The organism is Jeotgalibacillus sp. ET6, from assembly GCF_029667115.1.
In the GTDB taxonomy this organism is placed as follows: Bacteria; Bacillota; Bacilli; order Bacillales; family Jeotgalibacillaceae; genus Jeotgalibacillus.
Window position 1 is genome coordinate 252853 of record NZ_JARUIU010000001.1, and the last position, 18449, is coordinate 271301.

Here is an 18449-nt window from a genome sequence, read left to right on the forward strand (position 1 = left end):
TTTAAATTCTTCCAGCTTGTCCATGACATTCATTAGAATGTATAGTGTTACAATAGAATATAAATACTAAGATATGGCGGCAGGAAAGGATATCTGCTAAAAGGAGCGAAATTATGAGAATTGAACCTAAAACAATAAAAAAACAAGGCATTTCCATTCACACTATCAAGACCAAACAATTTAAAACCAATCAATTGGTCATTAAGTTTCGGGCACCGCTGCAAAAGAACGATGTTACTGCAAGAGCGCTGCTGCCTTATATTTTACAAAGCGGCACACAAAAATGGCCGACAACAGCTTCCTTTAGAACATATCTTGACAATTTATATGGAGCCAATGCACAAGTCGATGTGAGTAAAAAAGGCGAATCGCACATTATCAGTTTTTCAGTCGATATTGCCAATGAACAGTTTTTAAAGGATTCTTCTCCTTTAACAGAGGAAGCTTTCAACGTTTTGGCAGAAATGCTTTTTAATCCACTAATCGAGAATGGTGCGTTTAGTGCCAAAATCGTGGATCAGGAGAAACGATCCTTAAAACAGCGTTTAGAAGCTGCAAGAGACGATAAAATGAGGTATGCCTCACAGCGGTTAATCGAAGAAATGTGTAAAGGGGAGCCCTTTGCGCTGCATCCACATGGATCGGTAGAAGAGGTGGATGCTATTACCTCTGAAAAGCTTTTCAGTGTATATAAGAAAATGATGAATGAAGACACTGTTGATTTCTATATAGTTGGAGATATAAATGAAAAAGAAATCGAAGATCTATGTGAAAAATATCTGTCTTTTGCCCAAAGAGATTCCATTGCTGGAGAAGCGGCAAACTTCAGCCCAAAAGAAAAACCAAAGAGAATAGTGGAAAAGCAATCCATTAAGCAAGGTAAACTAAATATGGGCTTCCGAACAGAAACCCATTATGGAGAAAAAGAGTATATCCCACTGGTTATGATGAACGGAATCCTCGGTGGTTTCCCTCATTCAAAGTTGTTTATTAATGTTCGGGAAAAAGAAAGCCTTGCTTATTATGCAGCAAGCCGAATGGAAAGTCATAAAGGTTTAATTTTAATCATGTCAGGTGTTGATCCCGGCAAAATAGACAGAGCAGCTGAAATTATTCTGGAGCAGCTCAAGGCCATTCAAAAGGGGGATATTTCTTCTAAAGAACTGAACCAAACCCGGGCCGTAATGAAAAATCAGATGCTCGAAACGCTTGATTCAGCCCGAGGAATTATAGAGGTTCTTTATCAGGGTGACGTTTCAGGCAGTATTTTTACCATTAACGAGTGGTTTGAAAAAGTAGACAAAGTTACAAAAGATGACATCGTCGCTGTATCTCAAAAAGTAAAACTCGATACCACATATATTTTAACGGGAAAGGAGGAGGCGTAAATGCAAAAAAAGATTTTTGACCAGCTTCAGGAGGAGTTGTTTTTTGAAGAACTTGAAAACGGTCTTTCTGTTTATATTCTTCCTAAACCCGAATTCAGTAAAACGTACGCAACGTTTACAACAAAGTACGGTTCGATTGATGACCAGTTTATTCCACTTGGGGAAAAGGAGTTTACAAAAGTACCTGATGGAATTGCGCATTTTCTTGAGCATAAGATGTTCGAAAAAGAAGATGGAGACGTCTTCCAGAAATTTAGTGAAAATGGAGCTTCTGCGAATGCCTTCACATCCTTTACGCGGACTGCTTATTTGTTTTCAAGCACGTCTAACGTAAGCGAAAATCTCGATACACTGATTGACTTTGTACAGTCTCCGTATTTTACTGAAGAAACTGTAGAGAAGGAAAAAGGTATTATTGGGCAGGAAATTACTATGTATGATGATAACGCTGACTGGCGTCTTTATTTTGGAACCATTCAAAATATGTATCATGTTCATCCTGTCCGGGTGGATATTGCAGGAACGATTGACTCCATTACAGATATTACAAAAGATCATTTGTATCAATGCTATAACACCTTTTACCACCCTTCGAATATGGTTCTCTTTATTGTCGGCTCAGTGAACCCCGAAGAAATTATTGAGCAGGTCAAAAATTCTCAAAAAAGAAGAGAGTTTGAACCTCAGGCACCGATCAAAAGACATTTTGAGGATGAACCGTCAAGTGTTGCAAAAAAACATCATCAATTAAATATGGATGTTCAAGTGCCTAAATGTATGATTGGACTCAAAGCTTCAAATGTGAACCTGAAAGGCAATGAACTATTGCGCAGGGAACTGGCAGTAAATACGGCACTTGATGTTTTGTTTGGCAAAACGTCCAAACATTATACAAAGCTGTATGAAGAAGGTCTGATTGATGACAGTTTTACATTTGATTTTTCCCAGGAGCTCGGCTACGGTTTTGCTTTGCTGGGAGGCAGCACGAGAGATCCAGATAAGCTTTCTGAGACGGTGAAGGCCATATTAATAGAAGAGGCAGAGCAATCGTCTATAACAGAAGAACAAATTGAATCAGTAAAAAAGAAAAATATTGGCGGGTTTTTACGGTCGTTAAATTCCCCTGAATTTATTGCAAATCAATTTACACGCTATACGTTTAATGAGATGGATTTATTTGATGCCGTTCCTACGCTTGAAACCCTGACAAAAGAAGATATCGCATTGGCACTGTCAGACTTGGCACAGCCTGAACATATTACAAGCTTTTATATTCTGCCGAAAGAAGAAGAGGCGGTTGAGTAAGAAAGTACTCGTACTGGGGGCAAGCGGCGGAATTGGTTCAGCGGTAGCAAAAAGACTGGTTGAAGAGGGCTGGCTGGTTTACGCTCATTATAATAAAAATAAAGATGCCGTTCTTTCTTTAAAGAAAAGCATGAGCAGCTCCTCCATCATTCCAGTTCAGGCTGATCTTTGTACTACAGATAGCACAAATTCTCTTATTGATTCAATAAAGACATTAGATGCCATTGTTCATGCAGGAGGAGGCGGGTATGAAGGACTTCTTGAAAATACTCCGGATAATGTGATGGATGAACTCTGGTCCAGTCATGTTTTTCAGCCTGCCCGCATCATCAGGTCATTTTTGCCATCCATGCGAAAAGGTCATAGTGGGAGCATCGTGTTTATTTCCTCTATCTGGGGGCAGACCGGTGCTTCAAACGAAGTCATCTATTCTGCTGTTAAAGGCGCGCAGATTGCATTTGTAAAGGCGCTGGGAAAAGAACTGGCACTTTCACAGATCAGCGTAAATGCTGTCGCCCCTGGAGCAGTCGAAACCTCAATGACCCGCCACTATGATGAATTTGACAGGAACGCGATCACAGATAGCATTCCTGCCGGAAGAATGGCTGCTCCCGAAGAAGTTGCAGGAGCTGTATCTTTTCTGCTTGGAAAGGATTCATCCTACATTACTTCTCAGGTGCTTTCGGTTAATGGCGGCTGGCACGCCTAATGAAAATGTATAAGCCCTGCTTTCTTTAGCATACTAAGAAGGGTATGGAGATATATTCTACTGGGTCTCCATGCAATTTGAGGATGATAAAAAAAGGAGGAAATATCATGTCTGTTCTTGAAAACTGGCAGCAATGGAAATCATTTTTGGGCGACAAAGTTGTTCATGCCCAGCAAGGCGGTATGGAAAAGGGCAAAATGTCGGAAGTTGCATTTCAAATTGGTGATTACTTAGCAAAGAACGTGGATCCTAAAAATGAGCAGGAACGTGTTCTTGCAGATTTGTGGTCTGTAGCAAATACAGAGGAACAACACGTTATTGCTAATTTAATGGTCCGTTTAACAAGCCAAAGTGAAACTCATTAAGAATGCTTTGATTGAAAAAGAGAGGAAATCCTCTCTTTTTTTATTTAAATGAGGGCGGCTGCGATCAGCGTAGCGGAAGGAGCCGTTTAAATAGCCTGGGACGAATAGGTCTCAAGCTTATTGGCGTTGACGATATTGGTATCATCTTTATATAAATAAGTTTGGTTATCTAATCTTACAGCATAACTGTGCCTGCCTGGTCTTCTATTCATGATACTTTTTTCAATAGTTCCTTTTGTTTCTCTTTTCTATTGCTGTTAAATGCTTTATTATTAAAGTTATATTGAAAGATCGAAAAAAGTCGTTTTTTAGAAGGGGATGATCACATGCAGAGAAAAGAATGGTATCTTGAATACGAGATCCAAAAAAACAGGCCCGGCTTGCTTGGTGACATTTCTTCCCTTCTCGGTATGCTGGAGATAAATATTATTACAATTAATGGCGTGGATGAAGGAAGACGTGGTATGCTTCTTTTAGCGCGAAGTGATGAGCAGATAGCAAGACTTGAATCCATTCTAAGTACTATGGATACAATTCAAATGACAAAACTGCGTGAGCCGAAACTGCGTGACCGTTTAGCAGTACGACATGGACGCTATATTCAACGGGATGCTGATGATAAAAAAACGTTTCGCTTTATACGGGATGAGCTTGGTTTACTGGTGGATTTTATGGCAGAGCTCTATAAGCAGGAAGGTCATAAATTAATTGGTATAAGAGGTATGCCCAGAGTAGGAAAAACAGAATCCATAGTAGCGGCAAGTGTGTGTGCCAACAAAAAATGGCTGTTTGTTTCCTCGACGCTGCTGAAGCAGACGATCCGTAATCAACTTATTCAAGACGAATATAATGAAAATAACTTGTTTATTCTCGATGGCGTTGTTTCCACAAGACAAGCCAGTGAAAAACATTGGCAGCTTGTCCGTGAAATTATGAGAATGCCGGCTGTGAAAGTGATTGAACACCCTGATGTATTTGTAGAGAACACAGAGTATTCCCTGGATGACTTTGATTATATCATTGAACTCCGTCATCATCCGGATGAAGAAATTACATATGAAATGGTGCCTAAAAATAATATGTTCGGCGGTTCTGATTTTGGTGATTTTGATTTTTAAGTATTGGCAGGTGTAAACATTGACTGAATTAGGAAATCGATTAAAAGAAGCCCGCGAAGGAAAAGGCTTAAGCTTAGATGAAGTGCAATCGTTAACAAAGATTCAAAAAAGATATCTACAGGGCATTGAGGAAGGCAATTATACAATGATGCCGGGCTCTTTTTATGTTCGGGCATTTATTAAACAATATGCTGAAGCAGTAGACTTGCAGCCTGATGAGCTTTTTGAGGAATTCGCAAATGAGATCCCCTCTAACCATGAAGATCAGATTCCCTCTCATTTATCAAGGGCGCAGACTCGTAAAGGAACATCCGGTTCATCCAGAATGTTCAGTTTTCTGCCCACATTTATTACTGTCATTTTTATTGTAGGCATTTTAGCGGTTGTTTATTTTCTCGCGGTTCAACTAATGTCTGAAGATAATGATCCAGATGCAGGCAATGGAACAGAAGAAAGTGTGGGTATAGAACAGCAGGAGGAAGTTTCTCCTGCAGCAGAAGAAGAAGGCGATGAAGAGCAGCCTGCTGAAGAAGCTGAGGAATCTGCATCAGAGGAAGAATCTGCAGAAGAACCTGCAGAACCTGCTGATGAACTGTCGATAGAAAGTGGGGGAACAGATGCTCAAACCACAACCTATCAAGTTTCCGGAACCGAAGAAATAGAGGTAACAATTGAGTCTTCTTCTTCCTCCTGGGTGGGTATTACAGATGAAGATCAGAATGAATTGATCAGCAAGCAGATGACTCAAACGGACAATGAATTGTCTTTTGATGCTTCTGAATACGACTGGTTCCGCATTCGTGTTGGCAGCACATCGGGTACAGAAGTAAAAATCAATGGAGAGCTTGTTGAATTTGGACTTTCTACTGATGTAAATCCTCAAAATATAGCTATTGAAGTGGAAAACTAAAAGCGGTAATCTTGCTCATTTTAAGCGAAAGGAAAATAGTCATCAGAATTGATGGCTATTTTTTTGCTAATAAAAGAATCAATTTGTTTCAGGGAGGAAAGAAAATGAATATACCCAATAAGATTACGATTTCAAGAATTTTATTAATTCCTTTATTTATGATCATTATGCTGGTTGATTTCAATTGGGGAACGCTTCAACTGCTCGGTGCTGAAATACCGGTTCATCACTTTATCGGAGGAATGATTTTTATTTTTGCTGCTTCCACGGACTGGGTCGACGGCTACTATGCACGGAAATATAATATGGTTACTAATCTGGGGAAATTTTTAGATCCTTTGGCGGACAAGCTTTTAGTGTCTGCTGCTTTAGTTATTCTTGTTGAATTGCAGCTGGCACCATCCTGGATCGTTATTATTATAATAAGCCGAGAGTTTGCCATTACCGGTTTAAGGCTCGTTCTTGCAGGCAGCGGGGAAGTTCATGCGGCTGCGATGCTTGGGAAGATTAAAATGTGGATGCAAATCATTGCAGTTTCATCACTTCTTCTACACAACATCGTATTCGAACTTGTAAACATTCCATTTGATATAATTTCTCTTTATATTGCAGCTGTTTTTACTGTTTGGTCTGGAGTGGATTATTTTGTTAAAAACTGGGATGCTTTCCGACATTCCAAATAAGGAGAGTTCACGATATGAACGCTGAAATTATTGCAGTAGGCTCTGAATTGCTTCTTGGACAAATAGCCAATACAAATGCACAGTTTATCTCTAACCAGCTTGCTGAAGCAGGAGTGGATGTTTACAGGCATAGTGTGATCGGCGATAATCAATCGCGGCTCCTTGAAGAGATTTCTGCTGCTGAAGACCGCGCAGATTTAATTATTCTCACCGGCGGACTGGGGCCGACAAAAGACGATCTGACTAAAGAAACCGTTGCTCTTCATCTGGGCAGAAAACTGGTCATGCACGAGGAGTCACTTTTTTATATTGAAAGCTATTTTAAAAATGCCAACAGGGAAATGACAGAAAACAATCAAAAGCAGGCACTTGTAGTTGAAGGAAGCAATGTATTAATGAATCATCATGGAATGGCGCCTGGCATGATGATTCATTCTGAGCGGTCAGTCTTTGTTTTATTGCCTGGACCTCCCCGTGAAATGAAACCCATGTTTCAATCGTCTGTTATCCCTGAACTTTTAAAGCTTGGGGAAGTAAAGCCTATGAAATCCCGTGTTCTCAGATATTTTGGGATTGGAGAGGCTGAATTGGAGACAAAGATTGATCATCTGATTAACAAACAGATTAACCCAACCATTGCTCCCCTTGCTTCTGACGGGGAAGTAACGCTAAGGATCACTGCAAAGCATTCACAAATTACAGAAGCGGAAAAGATGCTTGATGAAGCAGAGGCAGAAATAAACTCGATCGTCGGCCAATTTATGTATGGCAGAAATAACGAGACGCTTCTTCAGAAAGCCTGCCAGCTTTTATCTTCTTTCAAGCTCACCATAGCCTCTGCAGAGAGTCTGACAGCAGGACTGTTTTCCTCGCAAGTAGGTAGTCAGCCTGGCGCAAGCTCTATACTAAAAGGCGGAATTGTCAGCTACTCAAATGATGTGAAAGTAAATTTAGCCCGAGTTTCCGAAAAGACGCTGTCAGAAGAAGGTGCTGTTAGTGAAGCATGCGCCATTGAAATGGCTGAAGGTGCCAAACGCCAGCTGAATGCAGATATAGGCATTTCTTTTACCGGCTCTGCCGGACCGGATTCACTTGAAGGCAGCCCGCCCGGTACAGTATGGATCGGTATTGCTTTTAAAGATCAACCGGTGCAGGCGGTGCAATTGAAGCTTCAGGGAGATAGAAACTATATTCGGCTGCGGGCAGTAAAGTATGGACTGTTCTACATTATCCAGCTGCTTGAGCAACAAAATGCTGAAGAACTATTATAAGTTTTTTGCCTAATCCAAAGGGGAAAATAACTCTGCATTATTGATCTAACTTACCGGCACTGCACAAAACCACTCCGTTTTTAAATGTCAGCAGCTTGATCTAATCTTTAAGATTTAAAAAAATAAAATAGCAAAGTATCCAGCTTTTTTTTCCTCAAATCAAGACAATACCTGTTGGAAATTAAGAAAATATCTTAATATTCCTCTTTAAAAAAAGCGAATAAATGTTCGCTTTTTGCTTGTTATATAGATTGAAAAAGAGTATAGTAGAGTTAGGTTATGAGATGTCATTTAAAACATAAAGACATCTTAGATAAAAGGAGGAATTTTTGTGAGTGATCGTCAGGCAGCGCTCGATATGGCACTGAAACAAATAGAAAAGCAGTTTGGAAAAGGCTCTATAATGAAACTGGGTGAAAAGACAGACAGAAATTTATCCACAGTCTCCAGCGGCTCCATTGCGCTCGACGCAGCGCTTGGAGTGGGCGGTTATCCCAGAGGCCGTGTTATTGAAATTTATGGCCCTGAAAGCTCAGGTAAGACGACTGTTGCCCTTCATGCGATTGCAGAGGTGCAGTCTAAAGGCGGCCAGGCTGCGTTTATTGATGCCGAGCATGCGCTTGATCCTGTTTATGCAAGCAAGCTTGGAGTTAACATAGATGAGCTGCTATTATCGCAGCCGGATACGGGCGAGCAGGCTCTTGAAATTGCTGAAGCCCTTGTACGAAGCGGTGCAGTCGAAATCGTAGTAGTCGACTCTGTTGCTGCCCTTGTCCCTAAAGCGGAAATTGAAGGAGAGATGGGAGATTCCCATGTTGGTCTTCAGGCAAGACTTATGTCTCAGGCTCTTCGAAAGCTGTCTGGCGCCATCAGCAAATCAAACACGATTGCCATTTTCATCAATCAGATTCGTGAAAAGGTAGGCGTTATGTTTGGCAGCCCTGAGACAACACCAGGGGGCCGTGCGTTAAAATTCTATTCTTCCATTCGCCTTGATGTTCGAAGAGCTGAAACTCTTAAGCAGGGTAATGAAATGGTGGGGAATAAAACCCGGATTAAGATTGTTAAGAATAAAGTCGCGCCGCCTTTCCGCATAGCGGAAGTTGATATTATGTATGGAGAGGGAATTTCCCGCGAAGGAGAAATTGTGGATCTCGGGTCGGATGTTGATATTATCCAAAAAAGCGGTTCATGGTATTCGTATAATGGAGACCGACTTGGTCAAGGCCGCGAAAATTCAAAGCAATTCTTAAAAGAGAATCCAGAACTGCGTCAGGAAATCATGCTCAAGATCCGAGGGCATCACGGTATGGACGTAGATCGCAATGCTCCTCCTGCTGAGGAAGAGGCAGATTTTAACCTGCTTGATGATACAGAATAAGAGTATAATTAAGGGCAAAGAGAATAATCTCTTTGTCTTTTTTTATCAATATATTGGAATGGGATGTGTATAATTGGCTCATCCCCTTGACAAGAAAAATTCACAGACTTAAAATTAACATTGTATATCTTACAAATTTTTTCGATTGATACGTAAATTGCCTGGCCTTGTATAGTACTTTATACTAGCCGACAAAAGGCAGGATCAGAAACATTTGAATAGCAAGGGGAGGTGAACACGATGGAATTATTTACTATCATCTCCATTTTGCTTAGCATTATCGTCGGTGTGATTGTTGGTTATTTGATTCACAAATTCATGATGGATGCGAAAATCGGTGGTGCTAAAGGCTCTGTAGAACAAATTATTGAAAATGGAAGACGTGAAGCAGAAGCATTAAAGAAAGAAGCACTGCTTGAAGCGAAAGATGAAAATCATCAGCTTCGTTCTGAGATTGAAGCAGAACTTCGTGAGCGAAGAAACGAATTGCAAAAGCAGGAAAATCGTTTGATGCAGAGAGAAGAAAATCTCGACCGTAAAGATGATTCGCTGAACAAACGCGAATCATTACTCGAGCGCAAGGATCAATCCTTGCACGAACGACAACAACATATTGAAGAAATGGAAAGCAAAGTGGATGAGATGGTTCAAAAGCAGGAGCATGAGCTTGAGCGGATTTCAAGCTTAACGCGTGAAGAAGCGAAAAGCATCATTCTTGACCAGGTGGAAAAAGAACTGGCTCAGGACATTGCAATTATGGTTAAAGAACAGGAAAACCGTGCCAAAGAAGAATCAGAGAAAAAGGCCCGGGAGCTTCTATCATTAGCCATTCAGCGCTGTGCAGCTGATCACGTTGCAGAGACAACCGTTTCTGTCGTGAATTTGCCGAATGATGAGATGAAAGGTCGAATCATTGGTAGAGAAGGAAGAAATATTCGCACGCTAGAAACATTAACCGGAATTGACTTAATTATTGACGACACACCTGAAGCAGTCATTCTTTCCGGCTTTGATCCTATCAGACGGGAAACTGCAAGAATCGCTCTTGAAAAGCTTGTGCAGGATGGACGTATTCACCCTGCCAGAATTGAAGAGATGGTGGACAAAGCAAGAAGAGAAGTAGATGAGCATATCAGGGAAATTGGTGAGCAGACAACTTTCGATGTAGGTGCTCATGGGCTGCATCCGGATTTAATTAAAATTCTGGGCAGACTTCGTTACCGTACAAGTTATGGACAAAATGTATTAAAGCACTCTACAGAAGTCGCCTACCTTTCAGGCTTGCTGGCTGCTGAATTGGGAGAAGATGAAACACTTGCCAGACGTGCCGGACTTCTGCACGATATTGGTAAAGCGATTGACCATGAGGTTGAAGGCAGCCACGTGGAAATCGGTGTTGAACTTGCCACTAAATACAAAGAGCATCCAGTTGTCATCAACAGTATTGCTTCTCACCACGGTGACCATGAAGCCACTTCTGTTATAGCAGTGCTGGTAGCTGCTGCAGATGCGTTATCCGCTGCTCGGCCGGGAGCCAGAAGCGAAACGCTGGAAAATTACATTCGCCGCCTTGAGCGTTTGGAGGAAATTTCAGAATCCTATGATGGAGTTGAAAAATCCTTTGCAATCCAGGCCGGCCGTGAAATCCGGATTATGGTGAAGCCTGAACAAATTGATGATCTTACTGCTCATCGACTCGCTCGAGATATTCGAAAGAGAATCGAAGAAGAGTTAAATTATCCAGGCCACATAAAAGTTACAGTAATTCGCGAAACACGGGCAGTAGAATACGCAAAATAGCTAAAAAAGGCAATGTGATTCGCTCACATTGCCTTTCTATTTGTTTATAAGAGTTAATTAATTCACTATAAAAAGCATCAGGAAGAGGTATTATATATGAAAATTTTATTTATTGGGGATGTCATGGGTTCGCCTGGAAGGGAAATGGTGGAGGAGTTTTTACCAAAACTAAAAGAAAAATACCAGCCGGATTGCACCATTGTAAATGGAGAAAATGCAGCATCGGGAAGAGGAATCACTGAAAAAATATACAGGCAGCTTGAAGCAGCAGGAGGAGACGCGATTACAATGGGCAATCATACCTGGGATAATCGCGAAATTTTTCAATTTATTGACCAGACCCAAAATCTTATCAGACCTGCAAATTATCCTTCAGGGGCTCCTGGTAAAGGCATGCAGATGATTTCAGCTGGAAGCGCCGAAGTTGCTGTAATTAATCTGCTTGGCCGCACATTCATGAATCCTGTAGATGATCCTTTTCCTGCAGTTAAAAGACTGGTGGATGAAGCGAGACGACACACTCCTTACATTTTTGTGGACTTTCATGCTGAAGCCACCAGTGAGAAACAGGCCATGGGCTGGTTTTTGGATGGAAAGGTTTCTGCTGTGGTAGGTACTCATACACATGTTCAGACAGCAGATAACCGTGTATTGCCTTCAGGTACTGCTTATCTTTCAGATGTGGGCATGACTGGCCCGTATGATGCTGTGCTTGGAATGGAAAAAGAAGCGGTCCTTAAACGCTTCCTCACGACCCTCCCTACCCGCTTTGAAGTTCCGAAGACCGGGCGGACGATACTGAGCGGGTGTCTAATCACTCTGGATCGAAAAAGTGGAAAAGCGAATTCCATCGACCGAATCCTGATTAATGACGATCATCCATTTGAGTAAGAATTAGAGAAGTCCTTACTCAAAGAGCATAGTGATGACACTTTGTGAATATAGTTAATGGAAATCATCACATCCATGGTGTGGTAGTTGATGTTAATGAGGAGGTACACAATGGACGTCCTGAAGGTGTCATCACGATCGAACCCAAACTCCGTCGCAGGAGCACTGGCTGGTGTGCTGCGTGAACGGGGTGTGGTGGAGGTACAAGCAATAGGAGCAGGTGCGCTGAATCAAGCAGTAAAAGCAGTCGCCATTGCCAGAGGATTCGTTGCTCCAGGTGGAGTGGATTTAATTTGTATTCCGGCTTTTACAGACATTAAAATTGATGGGGAAGACCGGACCGCCATGAAACTTATCATCGAGCCAAGGTAAAAAGGGGAAATCCGTTTTATCTGGCCGATAATTGAGCTGGCGGTGCCTTGATATGAATGGTTAGGAAAAGAGCCTGAGACAAATTATGTCTCAGGTTCTTTGACTGTTCTTTTTGGTTAAATGCGAGTGTCATCTTCTCCAATGACCTCCCCCTTCAGCTCCATCCATCTCATACTAATAAAATTGCACGGCCTTGTTAAAATATTATTTTAAGCTATTCTCTTTTAGTCAATAGAGCGAAAAGAAAAGACGAAATTTCGACAAAAGCACCGTCTCTATTGTATCTGATGTAAAGACCCTTTATACTAAAGGGACGTGTGATTTACAGCATTTTCATCACAATTAAGCAGCGCGTGATGATTTGTATGTGGTTTTGATAGAAAGGGGATTTTCTCATGAACGAAGAGCAGCGTCTTGCAGGGCAACAGGCCTCCGTAACACCTGCCAAGGGCAAGCAAGAAAAAGACTATAGTCAATATTTTCAAACAGTCTACAGCCCGCCATCTTTGAAGGATGCAAAAAAACGTGGAAAAGAAGAAGTAAGTTATCATAAAGATTTTAAAATCGATCCTGAATTCCAGGGAATGGGAAAAGGACGCAAATTTTATATCCGCACATATGGATGTCAGATGAACGAACATGATACGGAAGTTATGGCAGGCATCTTTGAGCAATTAGGCTACGAACTTACCGATTCAACTGCTGATGCAGATGTAATCTTACTGAACACATGTGCTATCAGGGAAAATGCTGAAAATAAGGTTTTCGGAGAAATTGGACATTTAAAACCGTTAAAGCTCGAACGTCCCGACTTGATCATCGGCGTATGCGGATGTATGTCTCAGGAAGAGTCAGTAGTTAACAAAATTTTAAAAACACATCAGCATATAGACATCATCTTCGGGACACATAATATTCATCGTCTGCCTAACATTTTAAACGAAGCATATATGAGTAAAGAAATGGTTGTTGAAGTCTGGTCTAAAGAGGGGGACGTTATTGAGAACCTTCCACGAGTGCGCAAAGGCGCCATCAAAGGCTGGGTCAACATTATGTATGGCTGTGATAAATTTTGTACGTATTGTATCGTGCCTTACACCCGCGGGAAAGAGCGCAGCAGACGTCCGGAGGATATCATTCAGGAAGTGCGCCATTTAGCCTCACAGGGGTATCAGGAAATTACACTGCTTGGTCAAAACGTAAATGCTTACGGGAAAGATTTCGAAGATATGACATATGGCCTCGGCCAGTTAATGGATGAACTAAGAAAAATTGATATTCCAAGAATCCGTTTTACAACGAGCCATCCCCGTGATTTTGATGATTATCTGATTGAAGTATTAGCTAAGGGCGGCAATTTAGTTGAACATATTCATTTGCCGGTGCAGCACGGTTCTTCCCAGATCTTAAAGCTAATGGCCAGAAAATATACACGGGAGCATTTTATTAACCTTGTCGGTAAGATTCGTGCAGCGATTCCCAATGCTGTACTAACGACCGATATCATTGTAGGATTTCCAAATGAAACAGAAGAGCAGTTTGAGGAAACCCTTACGTTGTATAAGGAAGTTGGATTTGAAACAGCCTTCACTTATATCTATTCTCCTAGGGAGGGAACACCCGCTGCTAAAATGGAAGACAATGTTCCAATGGAAGTGAAAAAGGAGCGTCTTCAGCGCCTAAACAATCTGGTAAATGAAATGTCCAACGCGGCACTTAAGAAGCTTGAAGGACAAGTAATGGAAGTATTGGTTGAAGGGGAAAGCAGAAAAAATCCTGATGTGCTTTCAGGATATACACGAACAAGCAAACTTGTGAACTTCGTTGCACCAAAAGAGGTAGTTGGACAATTAGTAAAAGTAAAAATAACGGATGCCAAAACCTGGAGCCTTAATGGTGAATTGGTAGAAATGGTTAAGCCGGCTGAGGTGAATGTATAATGGAACAGCATTACTCAAAAAAAGAAATTATCGCAAAAGCAAAAGATCTTGCAAAAATGATTACCGCCACTGAAGAAGTTGATTTCTTTAAACGGGCTGAAGCGCAAATTCAGGAAAATCAAAAAATAAGAGAAAAAATTGCAAGTTTGAAAAGTCTTCAAAAGCAGGCAGTGAACTTTCAGCACTATGGCAAGCACGAAGCTTTAAAAATGATTGAGGCCAAAATTGATAAAATCGAAACAGAAATTGATGAGATTCCGATCGTTCAGGAATTTAAGCAGTCTCAAATCGAAGTAAATGAGCTCTTGCAAATGGTTGCAAACACGGTATCCAACTCTGTAACTGATGAAATTATACGTCAAACAGGCGGAGATATCTTAAAAGGTGAAACAGGTGCTCAAGTGCGCCGCGGGGGAACCAGCTGTTCATAATCTGAATTGACTTTCAGACCGCTATAAAAGGCTGAGACGCGTATGTCTCAGCCTTTTTACTATGTATTTATACTTCTGCGTTTCTAAAAATATCATAAATGCTAGTAAGATAGGAATTTAATTTTCTGAAAATTGACAATGATTTGATAGTTTGATACAAATGGAATAGAACAGATTATACAATTTACCTCTAAATGAAAACGTTTACAAAAATGAAAGGAGTTCAAGATAGTTATTAAAAATAAAAAGGAGATGGCAAAATGACTTATGCAAATCCAAATACTGAAGGTTCAATCGTTCAATTTAAAGAGAAGTATGATAATTACATAGGCGGGGAATGGGTGGCGCCGGTCAAAGGCGAATACTTTGAAAACCCATCTCCTGTAAACGGTAGAGCGTTTACTCAAGTAGCAAGATCCACAGAAGAAGATATTGAAAAAGCATTAGATGCTGCTCATGCTGCGAAGCATTCATGGGGGAAAACATCGGTAACAGAACGCTCAGTTATTTTAAACAAAATCGCTGACAGAATGGAAGAAAACCTAGAGATGCTTGCTGTGGCTGAAACCTGGGAGAATGGAAAAGCAGTGAGGGAAACGCTAAATGCTGATATTCCGTTGGCTATTGATCATTTTCGCTATTTTGCCGGTGTAATTCGTGCGCAGGAGGGAAGCATTGGGGAGATTGATGAGGATACGGTTGCTTATCATTTCCATGAGCCGCTTGGAGTAGTAGGACAAATTATTCCATGGAATTTTCCGATCTTAATGGCAGTGTGGAAACTAGCGCCGGCGCTGGCTGCAGGAAACTGTGTGGTGCTGAAGCCCGCAGAACAAACTCCTGCTTCCATCCTATTGCTGATGGAACTGGTCGGTGATTTACTGCCTCCGGGAGTAGTCAATATTGTAAATGGATTCGGTTTAGAAGCGGGAAAACCGCTGGCATCGAGTAAACGAATTGCTAAAATTGCGTTTACTGGTGAAACAACTACCGGAAAAATGATTATGGAGTATGCTTCAGAAAATCTTATACCCGTTACACTAGAACTTGGAGGCAAGTCTCCAAATATTTTCTTTAAGGATATTCTAGAAGAAGATGATGAATTTGCTGATAAAGCTGTAGAAGGTCTGTTGATGTTTGCCTTGAACCAGGGTGAAGTATGTACATGTCCATCAAGAGCCTTGATTCATGAGGATATATTTGATCGTTTTATGGAAAAAGTAATTGAGCGTGTTAAACAGATTAATACGGGAAGTCCTCTCGATCCCAATTCAATGATGGGCGCTCAGGCCTCCAGGGAACAAATGGAGAAGATACAGTCGTATCTGCAAATTGGAAAGGATGAAGGCGCAGAGGTGCTTGTTGGCGGTGACATAAACAGGCAGGAAGGTGAAAATGCTGAGGGGTATTATATTCAGCCGACTATTTTTAAAGGGAATAACAAAATGAGAGTCTTCCAAGAAGAAATATTTGGCCCGGTTTTATCCGTAACTACCTTTAAAACAGAGGAAGAGGCGATGGAAATAGCAAATGATACTCTCTATGGCCTTGGATCCGGCATCTGGACACGCAATATTAATACAGCCTACCGATTCGGCAGAGGGATTCAAGCAGGTCGGGTCTGGACGAACTGCTATCACCAGTATCCTGCTCACGCTGCGTTTGGAGGATATAAAATGTCAGGGATCGGCAGAGAAAATCACAAGATGATGCTCGATCATTATCAGCAAACGAAAAATATGCTCGTGAGCTACAGCCCGAAGAAGCTGGGATTCTTTTAAAATAACCTATAAGACATGGTGTGCTGCTGGAGGTCCGCTGATCAAATGTGTTTGCAGCTGCAAATTAAATAAAGCTAATCAACTTAGTAAGCGTTTTAAAAAGCTTGTATAGGGTATTTAATATAGAAATAAAAGCTGGAAGGAAGATGAAGAGATGCTAAATCATTTACAAGCTTATTTTAAAAGTGAAAATGACGCTGAAACGGCACTGATGAAACTTCAAAGATTGAACATCAGTGATTCAAGAGTAGATGCAATCCCTGACGATGATAATGACCGCTTATTCATCGTACCTGCATTTAACCTATCGTCAGCAGGAGGAAACGCTGCAAACGCAGGCATGGTGTCGAGGAATCATCAGAATGATGATAATCAGTCCTCACAAGGCTTTACACATATTCTTGAATTTAAAGTCGCAGCCGAAGAAACGCAGGAAGCATTGAAGGTTTTGGGTACGACTGATGCTCATGTTGATGAAAAAGCTGTTCAGGGTTTTAATGAGTAAATAGAAATAGAAACGAAGAAAAAATATAAAGAGTGTCTTAATGAATATTTTTCATAAGACACTCTTTATTTATGTTCATTTATAAGTTGATTTATTAGGGGCAAAGTTCAGAAGGTAATCCAAGCGAATGCTGTGTGTCCCTCAAAAGCTGCGCTCAAACTAAGGTGTTTATAATCAATAAACAGTGATTAAATGTAAATTTTAAAAAATCGAGAAAAAAGGGCTGACTAAGCTGAAAAATAAGGTAAACTATTTAGGGGTGCGAAATAAATAAGGCTGGAGCAGCAGATATGAATTGGATAAAAAATGAAGCATTAAAAGTACGCAGCTATCATTCAAATGTTAAAATGTTTTTACTCGCAACGGTTTTTTTGCAAATTGGTTTAGGCATGTTTATGGTAATTTATAATTTTTACATAAGGGAATTGGGTTATGATGATGCAGTAAATGGGAAAATTATTTCCGCGATGTCCCTTGCTACTGCTCTGGTATTACTCCCTGCAGGACTATTAAGTGACCGGATTGGCAGGAAAAACATCATGATAGCCGGAACATTTATCACGGCTGGAACATTGTTTTTCAGAAGTTTTGCGCAAGTGGAGGATTTTCTGGTATGGGGCGCTTTTGCTACAGGGCTTTTCACGGCTTTTATACAGGTGTCAGGTATCCCCTGGCTGGCTGAAAATTCCACTAAAAGTGAGCGGGTGCATTTGTTCAGTATTCACTTTTCAATCATGACGGCTTCACAAGTAGCAGGCAGTTTGATTGGAGGTGGATTAACTGATCTTTTTCATCTTGTGCTAAATTGGAGCTCTCTAAGCAGTGTGAGATGGTCGCTGTTTGCAGGGGGAGTATTTTTCACAGCAGCTATTTTTCCATTATTAAAAATGATTGAGCTTCCTGCTGAAAAACAAATGGTCATCCATTCAGCAGGTGAATTATCAATAAGGAAAAAAGCGAAACGAGATAATTTTAAGCTCATTGCTTTATTTGCCGTTGCCCAGCTTTTAATCGGATTTGGATCAGGTCTGGTTATCCCGTATTTAAATTTGTATTTTGCAGATCGTTTTCTTGCGTCTCCTTCTTACATAGGATTAATTATTTCGGGCGGACAGGCAATGACTGCCATTGCCATTTTAATTGGACCATTGGTGGTAAAAAAAATTGGGGAAATTAAAGCGCTGGTAATCCTGCAGCTGCTGTCACTTCCCTTTTTATTGCTTACGGCTTTTACAGAATCACTGGTAGTGGCTTCACTCGGCTTTTTATTCAGGCAGGCTTTGATGAATGCAGGAAATCCGATTCAGACTTCTTTAATGATGGAAATGGTCGGGGATGAATTTAGAGGATTGGCAAATTCCATTAATCAAATGGTCTTTAATCTCGGGTGGGCGACAATGGGGCCTGTATCCACTGGCATCATTCTTATTTATGGCAGCTATTGGGGATATGCGTGGGTATTTACCCTTACATGCGTGCTGTATCTCATTTCTTCTCTATATTTTTTAATTACTTTTACCATGCTCTCCAAACGAAAGCAAACAAGTTTTTTCTAAAAATTATAGGTTTTCGCACATCTCCTCAACTTTCAGCATAGGA

Annotated in this window: 17 protein-coding genes; all 17 read left to right on the top strand. The window is 40.9% G+C overall.

The features are described from left to right. Positions 1 to 113: 113 nt before the first annotated feature. The 17 genes from yfmF (at position 114) to P6709_RS01320 (ending at position 18406) form a co-directional block, all read left to right on the top strand. Positions 114 to 1388, top strand: a complete 1275-nt coding sequence (yfmF, locus tag P6709_RS01240) for an EF-P 5-aminopentanol modification-associated protein YfmF (protein WP_278239063.1) — start codon at positions 114 to 116, stop codon at positions 1386 to 1388. Next, positions 1389 to 2693 (top strand): EF-P 5-aminopentanol modification-associated protein YfmH, encoded by a 1305-nt coding sequence (yfmH, locus tag P6709_RS01245; RefSeq protein ID WP_278239064.1) that lies wholly within the window; start codon positions 1389 to 1391, stop codon positions 2691 to 2693. After that, the gene (gene ymfI, locus P6709_RS01250; protein ID WP_278239065.1) at positions 2686 to 3402 is read left to right on the top strand and encodes an elongation factor P 5-aminopentanone reductase; all 717 of its coding nucleotides are present in this window, start codon (positions 2686 to 2688) and stop codon (positions 3400 to 3402) included. Before yfmH ends, ymfI begins: the two co-directional genes overlap by 8 nt. A 107-nt stretch (positions 3403 to 3509) precedes the next feature. Further along, positions 3510 to 3767, top strand: a complete 258-nt coding sequence (locus tag P6709_RS01255; protein ID WP_278239066.1) for a DUF3243 domain-containing protein — start codon at positions 3510 to 3512, stop codon at positions 3765 to 3767. A gap of 326 nt (positions 3768 to 4093) precedes the next feature. Beyond that, positions 4094 to 4885, top strand: a complete 792-nt coding sequence (locus P6709_RS01260; RefSeq protein ID WP_278239067.1) for a YmfK family protein — start codon at positions 4094 to 4096, stop codon at positions 4883 to 4885. Between the two features lie 19 nt (positions 4886 to 4904). Further along, the gene (locus tag P6709_RS01265) at positions 4905 to 5795 is read left to right on the top strand and encodes a helix-turn-helix domain-containing protein (RefSeq protein ID WP_278239068.1); all 891 of its coding nucleotides are present in this window, start codon (positions 4905 to 4907) and stop codon (positions 5793 to 5795) included. Positions 5796 to 5899: 104 nt separating this feature from the next. Beyond that, positions 5900 to 6478 (top strand): CDP-diacylglycerol--glycerol-3-phosphate 3-phosphatidyltransferase, encoded by a 579-nt coding sequence (pgsA, locus tag P6709_RS01270; RefSeq protein WP_278239069.1) that lies wholly within the window; start codon positions 5900 to 5902, stop codon positions 6476 to 6478. Positions 6479 to 6492: 14 nt separating this feature from the next. Next, positions 6493 to 7749, top strand: coding sequence for a competence/damage-inducible protein A (locus P6709_RS01275; protein WP_278239070.1), 1257 nt, complete (start codon positions 6493 to 6495; stop codon positions 7747 to 7749). 331 nt (positions 7750 to 8080) lie between these two features. Beyond that, positions 8081 to 9130, top strand: a complete 1050-nt coding sequence (gene recA, locus P6709_RS01280; protein ID WP_278239071.1) for a recombinase RecA — start codon at positions 8081 to 8083, stop codon at positions 9128 to 9130. A 240-nt stretch (positions 9131 to 9370) separates the two neighbouring features. After that, entirely contained in the window at positions 9371 to 10930 is a 1560-nt protein-coding gene (gene rny / locus P6709_RS01285) for a ribonuclease Y (RefSeq protein WP_278239072.1), read from the top strand. A 96-nt stretch (positions 10931 to 11026) separates the two neighbouring features. After that, positions 11027 to 11821 carry a TIGR00282 family metallophosphoesterase gene (locus tag P6709_RS01290; protein ID WP_278239073.1) on the top strand — a complete coding sequence of 265 codons (795 nt, stop codon included), beginning with the start codon at positions 11027 to 11029 and terminating at the stop codon, positions 11819 to 11821. A gap of 111 nt (positions 11822 to 11932) precedes the next feature. Beyond that, positions 11933 to 12193, top strand: coding sequence for a stage V sporulation protein S (locus P6709_RS01295; protein WP_278239074.1), 261 nt, complete (start codon positions 11933 to 11935; stop codon positions 12191 to 12193). A 395-nt stretch (positions 12194 to 12588) separates the two neighbouring features. Beyond that, positions 12589 to 14133, top strand: coding sequence for a tRNA (N6-isopentenyl adenosine(37)-C2)-methylthiotransferase MiaB (gene miaB, locus P6709_RS01300; protein WP_278239075.1), 1545 nt, complete (start codon positions 12589 to 12591; stop codon positions 14131 to 14133). Next, on the top strand, positions 14133 to 14564 hold the full coding sequence (locus tag P6709_RS01305) for a RicAFT regulatory complex protein RicA family protein (RefSeq protein WP_278239076.1): 432 nt from the start codon (positions 14133 to 14135) through the stop codon (positions 14562 to 14564). The genes miaB and P6709_RS01305 overlap by 1 nt, the downstream gene beginning before the upstream one ends. A 260-nt stretch (positions 14565 to 14824) precedes the next feature. Continuing rightward, on the top strand, positions 14825 to 16345 hold the full coding sequence (gene adh, locus P6709_RS01310; protein WP_278239077.1) for an aldehyde dehydrogenase: 1521 nt from the start codon (positions 14825 to 14827) through the stop codon (positions 16343 to 16345). Positions 16346 to 16499: 154 nt separating this feature from the next. After that, the gene (locus P6709_RS01315; protein WP_278239078.1) at positions 16500 to 16850 is read left to right on the top strand and encodes a hypothetical protein; all 351 of its coding nucleotides are present in this window, start codon (positions 16500 to 16502) and stop codon (positions 16848 to 16850) included. Between the two features lie 290 nt (positions 16851 to 17140). Then, complete coding sequence (locus P6709_RS01320; protein ID WP_278239079.1) at positions 17141 to 18406, top strand: MFS transporter; 1266 nt, start codon at positions 17141 to 17143, stop codon at positions 18404 to 18406. Positions 18407 to 18449: the final 43 nt, after the last annotated feature.

What these genes read in the sequence shown, in the direction of transcription:
- yfmF (WP_278239063.1), top strand. Translation starts at nt 114, where the DNA reads ATGAGAATTGAACCTAAAACAATAAAAAAACAAGGCATTTCCATTCAC.
- yfmH (WP_278239064.1), top strand. Translation starts at nt 1,389, where the DNA reads ATGCAAAAAAAGATTTTTGACCAGCTTCAGGAGGAGTTGTTTTTTGAA.
- P6709_RS01255 (WP_278239066.1), top strand. Translation starts at nt 3,510, where the DNA reads ATGTCTGTTCTTGAAAACTGGCAGCAATGGAAATCATTTTTGGGCGAC.
- P6709_RS01260 (WP_278239067.1), top strand. Translation starts at nt 4,094, where the DNA reads ATGCAGAGAAAAGAATGGTATCTTGAATACGAGATCCAAAAAAACAGG.
- pgsA (WP_278239069.1), top strand. Translation starts at nt 5,900, where the DNA reads ATGAATATACCCAATAAGATTACGATTTCAAGAATTTTATTAATTCCT.
- P6709_RS01275 (WP_278239070.1), top strand. Translation starts at nt 6,493, where the DNA reads ATGAACGCTGAAATTATTGCAGTAGGCTCTGAATTGCTTCTTGGACAA.
- rny (WP_278239072.1), top strand. Translation starts at nt 9,371, where the DNA reads ATGGAATTATTTACTATCATCTCCATTTTGCTTAGCATTATCGTCGGT.
- P6709_RS01290 (WP_278239073.1), top strand. Translation starts at nt 11,027, where the DNA reads ATGAAAATTTTATTTATTGGGGATGTCATGGGTTCGCCTGGAAGGGAA.
- P6709_RS01295 (WP_278239074.1), top strand. Translation starts at nt 11,933, where the DNA reads ATGGACGTCCTGAAGGTGTCATCACGATCGAACCCAAACTCCGTCGCA.
- miaB (WP_278239075.1), top strand. Translation starts at nt 12,589, where the DNA reads ATGAACGAAGAGCAGCGTCTTGCAGGGCAACAGGCCTCCGTAACACCT.
- P6709_RS01305 (WP_278239076.1), top strand. Translation starts at nt 14,133, where the DNA reads ATGGAACAGCATTACTCAAAAAAAGAAATTATCGCAAAAGCAAAAGAT.
- adh (WP_278239077.1), top strand. Translation starts at nt 14,825, where the DNA reads ATGACTTATGCAAATCCAAATACTGAAGGTTCAATCGTTCAATTTAAA.
- P6709_RS01315 (WP_278239078.1), top strand. Translation starts at nt 16,500, where the DNA reads ATGCTAAATCATTTACAAGCTTATTTTAAAAGTGAAAATGACGCTGAA.
- P6709_RS01320 (WP_278239079.1), top strand. Translation starts at nt 17,141, where the DNA reads ATGAATTGGATAAAAAATGAAGCATTAAAAGTACGCAGCTATCATTCA.